Source organism: Streptomyces nanhaiensis, assembly GCF_046614825.1.
Classification (GTDB): domain Bacteria; phylum Actinomycetota; class Actinomycetes; order Streptomycetales; family Streptomycetaceae; genus Streptomyces; species Streptomyces radiopugnans.
The window spans coordinates 1-3,594 of sequence record NZ_JBKJFM010000275.1 but is presented as its reverse complement, the minus strand read 5'-3'; the positions used below and the strand labels follow the sequence as shown (position 1 = coordinate 3,594).

At 74.7% G+C, this 3,594-nt stretch carries 1 protein-coding gene and 2 pseudogenes; 2 read left to right on the top strand and 1 reads right to left on the bottom strand.

Features of this window, described 5'->3' with window-relative positions; translation table 11 throughout:
• Positions 1-1,162: pseudogene (locus tag ACLIYP_RS29675) on the bottom strand (ATP-binding protein); the annotation flags it as partial.
• 344 nt (positions 1,163-1,506) lie between these two features.
• Here ACLIYP_RS29675 and gabT point away from each other — a divergent pair.
• Together gabT and ACLIYP_RS29665 are read left to right on the top strand one after the other, a co-directional pair.
• Positions 1,507-2,859 (top strand): 4-aminobutyrate--2-oxoglutarate transaminase, encoded by a 1,353-nt coding sequence (gene gabT, locus ACLIYP_RS29670; protein WP_412716171.1) that lies wholly within the window; start codon positions 1,507-1,509, stop codon positions 2,857-2,859.
• A 371-nt stretch (positions 2,860-3,230) separates the two neighbouring features.
• Positions 3,231-3,594 (top strand): annotated as a pseudogene (locus ACLIYP_RS29665) (phosphatase PAP2 family protein); the annotation flags it as partial.

The window sequence follows — 3,594 nt, the reverse complement described above, 5'->3', positions numbered from 1 at the left end:
GACCCGCGGGGAGGGCGGCGATCGCCTCGGCGTGCCCGGCGACCGTGTCGTGGTCGGTCAGCGCCACCACGTCCAGTCCCGCGGCGGCGGCTCTGCGCACCAGCTCGGCGGGGGTGTCGGTGCCGTCGTAGAGGTCGAGGTCGTGCGGGCTGCCCGGGTCGCCGAGCCGGATCACCACGTCGTAGGCCTCGTCGGGACCGAGCCCGGCGCCCACCGTGCCCACGGCGACCACGGCGGCCCGGCCTGCGAGGGCCTGGAGGGCCAGCGACTCCGCCACCGGCCGCACCACCCGGCTGGTCTTGCCCGCCGCCGACGGCCCCACCACCAGCATCGAGGTGCTCAGCAGCGCGGGCTCCAGGGCGATGCGTACGCCGCGGTAGGCGTACGGGTTGCGCTCCTCGTCGGGCGCGGCGCCCAGCCGCACCTGCCCGGTCAGCAGATCGTGCCGGGCAGCCCGGACGGGCAGGTCGCGGTCGCCGGAGGGGTGGGCGAAGGCGGCGGCTCCCCGGTCGAGCACGGCCTCGGTGAAGGCGGGCAGCTGCTCGTACCGCGTCCGCGCCGTCTGCCAGGCGCGGTCGATCCGGACGTAGTCGACGTCGTTCATCCGGCCGCCGTGGATCTCGGCCGCCAGCCGGTCGGCCGCGGCGTGCTCGCCCACGGCCCGCAACTGGGGCCACAGCGCCGGGTCGGAGGGCCCGCCGGGAGGCTCGGCCGCCGGGGCGGCGGGCCCTCCTGCGCCTTCCCCCGCCTTCTCGGGCCGGCGCAACCGCGGGCGCACATGGCGCCGCCAGACCTCGCCCCAGTGCCCGATCCTCCCGAAGACCCAGGCCAGCAGGGCGGCGACGAGTGCGTAGTAGACGTAGGCGGCGACGACGAAGGCGTCTGCGTCGCCCGAGGCCCCCTTCCAGGAGTCGGGCGTGAACCAGTCCAGCGGCCACATCAGCGGCGGAATGTAGCCGTTGTAGTTCAGCGACCACACCAGCAGGGCGCACACCAGCGCCAGCGCCGCACCGCCCAGCAGCTGCCGGTCCTCCATCCGGTCGGGGTCCTCCGGCGGCCTGGGACGGTGCCCGTACCGCCAGATCCCCGGGCCGGCCTCGGGCCGCGGGGTGCGCAGCCACTCGCCCAGGGACGGCCCGGCCGCGGGCGCCTGCCGCGGCATCGGGGGCACGGGCGGAGTCGGCGGCATCACCGGCAGGTCCCCCCGCCCGCCGTGCGCCCCGCGCGGGTCCCGTGGATCCCCCGCCCCCCATGCCCCGTGCGCCCCGCCGTCCACCATGCCCCGCTTAGCTCCTCGTCCGGCACGCCCTCGCCCGTCCACCGTCCCAATCTAGTCCCCGGGAACCGCGGTTGGCCGCCGTACACGACCGGCCATGTCCACCGCGGCCAACACGACACGGACACTTCTCCGCGGCGGTGCATGTCGACGTGCCCTCCCCCGGCCTAGCCTGCGAGAAACCACACCCTTGAACACCCCTTCGCACCGATGAGTCCGAGGAGTCTGCCATGACCGAACTGTCCGGAGGCCCCGCCCTCCCCCAGGAGCGCCGCGTCGTCACCGCGATCCCCGGTCCCAAGTCGCAGGAGCTGATGGCCCGCAAGCAGGCGGCCGTGGCGGCGGGCGTGGGTACGGTCATGCCCGTGTTCGCCGCCCGCGCCGGGGGCGGCGTCCTGGAGGACGTCGACGGCAACTCCTTCATCGACCTGGGCTCCGGCATCGCCGTGACCTCGGTCGGCAACAGCGCCGAGGCCGTGGTGCGCCGCGCCGCCGCCCAGCTGGAGCGGTTCACGCACACCTGCGTGATGGTGACCCCCTACGAGGGCTACGTGGAGGTCTGCGAGGAGCTGGCGAGGCTCACGCCCGGCGACCACGCCAAGCGGTCGGCGCTGTTCAACTCGGGCGCCGAGGCGGTCGAGAACGCGGTGAAGATCGCCCGCTCGTACACCGGGCGCCAGGCCGTCGTCGTCTTCGACCACGGCTACCACGGCCGCACCAACCTCACCATGGCGCTGACCGCGAAGAACATGCCCTACAAGCAGGGCTTCGGCCCGTTCGCGCCCGAGGTCTACCGGGTGCCGGTCGCCTACCCCTTCCGCTGGCCCACCGGCCCGGACAACTGCGCCGAGGAGGCCGCGGCCCAGGCGATCGACCAGATCTCCAAGCAGGTCGGGGCGCAGAACGTGGCCGCGATCGTCATCGAGCCGCTGCTGGGCGAGGGCGGGTTCATCGAGCCCGCCAGGGGCTTCCTGCCGCGTATCGCCGAGTTCGCCCGCGACAACGGCATCGTCTTCGTCGCGGACGAGATCCAGTCCGGTTTCTGCCGTACCGGCCAGTGGTTCGCCTGCGAGGACGAGGGGATCGTCCCGGACCTGATCACCACCGCCAAGGGCATCGCCGGCGGCCTGCCGCTGGCCGCCGTCACCGGCCGTGCCGAGATCATGGACGCCGTGCACTCCGGCGGCCTCGGCGGCACCTACGGCGGCAACCCGGTGGCCTGTGCCGCCGCGCTGGGCGCGATCGAGACGATGCGCGAGCTGGACCTGAACGCGAAGGCCCGCCGCATCGAGGAGATCATGAAGCCCCGGCTGGAGAAGATGGCCCAGCAGCACGGTGTGATCGGCGAGGTCCGCGGCCGGGGCGCGATGATCGCGATCGAGCTGGTGAGGCCCGGCACCAAGGAGCCCGACCCCGAGGCCACCGCCGCCGTCGCCAGGCACTGCCACCAGGCGGGCGTGCTGGTGCTGACCACCGGCACCTACGGCAACGTGGTCCGCTTCCTGCCCCCGCTGGTGATCGGGGAGGATCTGCTGAACGAGGGCCTGGACGTCGTCGAGGAGGCCCTGGCGAGCCTGGGGTGACACCCGGGGCGGTCCCGGAACGATCCCGGAACGAGGAGCTGCGTGAAGAACGTGTGCGGGGGCCATGGCCTTGCGGTGACACGCCTGTCCGCCGCCCGCCGTCTGCCGTACGGTCTTCCTCGGAAGAACGCAGTGTCCCGCCCGCGGGTCTCCGCGGACGGTGCCGAGCCGGTGATTCCCCTCATCCGGTCCGGCCGTGCCCTCGCGCACACTCCTCACCGATCGGACGGCCGCCCGCCCCATACCCCCCGGGGCGAGCGGTGACCGGTCGCCACGGCGGTCCCGGAACCCTCCCCCCTGTTCCGGGACCGCCGTTCCGTGTTCCGCGGCGGCTCCCGGTCCCGGCTCCGCTCCTGGCGGTCCTGCTGGCGGTGGCCCTTCCCCTGCTGCTCTTCGCCGCGGTCACCTGGCAGGTGACCGCGGGCGGCCCGCTGGCGGAGGGGGACGAGCGCCTGGCGCGGGAGATGCGCGAGGACGCCCCGCCGACCGCGCTCGCCGAGTTCCTGGCCGACCTGGGCAACGTCGAGGTCGCGCTGCCCGTCCTGGCCGCGGCGCTGGCGTACGCGTGGGTGCGCGGACGCCACCGGGGCCAGAGCGGGAACCGGGGCCGCCGCCCGCCGCCGGCGGTTTCGGCCGCCGCCGCGGCGATGGCCGCCGTACCGCTTCTGGTGGCGCCGCTGAAGGAGCTGACCGGCCGGCCCGGCCCGCTCGGCGGCACCGGCTACTTCCCGTCCG